The organism is Roseateles sp. P5_E1 (assembly GCF_054049335.1).
In genome coordinates this window covers 1-671 of the sequence record NZ_JBFUMN010000229.1, presented here as the reverse complement: position 1 = coordinate 671, position 671 = coordinate 1, and the positions used below count along the sequence as shown (strand labels likewise).

The 671-nt window shown below is 69.7% G+C and carries 1 protein-coding gene; it reads right to left on the bottom strand.

Annotated elements, in window-relative coordinates:
* On the bottom strand, window positions 1-671 hold a 671-nt coding region (locus tag ACXJKJ_RS30750), incomplete at both ends, for a sensor histidine kinase (protein WP_457395287.1).

The window sequence follows — 671 nt, the reverse complement described above, 5'->3', positions numbered from 1 at the left end:
CTTCGCCATCGTCGCGTACCTGCAGGTGCAGGCCGTGGTCGTTCACGTCGTGCAGCTGCAGGCTTACCTGGCTGGCGCGGGCATGCCGCAGCACGTTGGTCAGGCTTTCCTGGGCGATGCGGAAGCAGGCCTGCTCGATATCGCCCTGCGGTCGCCGCGGCAGCGACTGGATGTCCGGCAGCAGTTCGATCGCCGCCGAGCGGAACAGCATGCCGGCCTGCCAGCGCAGCGCGGCCTCAAGGCCGAGCGCGTCCAGCTGCGGCGGGCGCAGCAGGGTGGAAATGTCGCGCAATTTGCCCACGGTGGCATCGGCCAGCTGGATGATCTGCTCCAGATCCTCGCCGCGGCGCGCCGGATCGGCTTCGTCCTGCGCGGCGTAGGCCGACAGCTTCATCGCGGTGATCGCCTGGCCGATGTCGTCGTGCAGGTCGCGCGAGATCGCGCGGCGCTCGTCTTCCTGCAGCGAGAACAGGCGTCCGGCCATGGCCTGCAGTTCGCGGTTGCTGGTCTCCAGCGCTTCGCGGATGCGCTCGGGCTCGCTCAGGTCGCGAACGATCAGCAGCTTGCAGTTGCGACCGCCATAGCGCACATCGCCCACCGCCAGCCCGGCCTGGAAGCGCTCACCGGCCAGCCGGCGCATGCCGATCACTTCCCCGGCGCCGGTGCTGGGC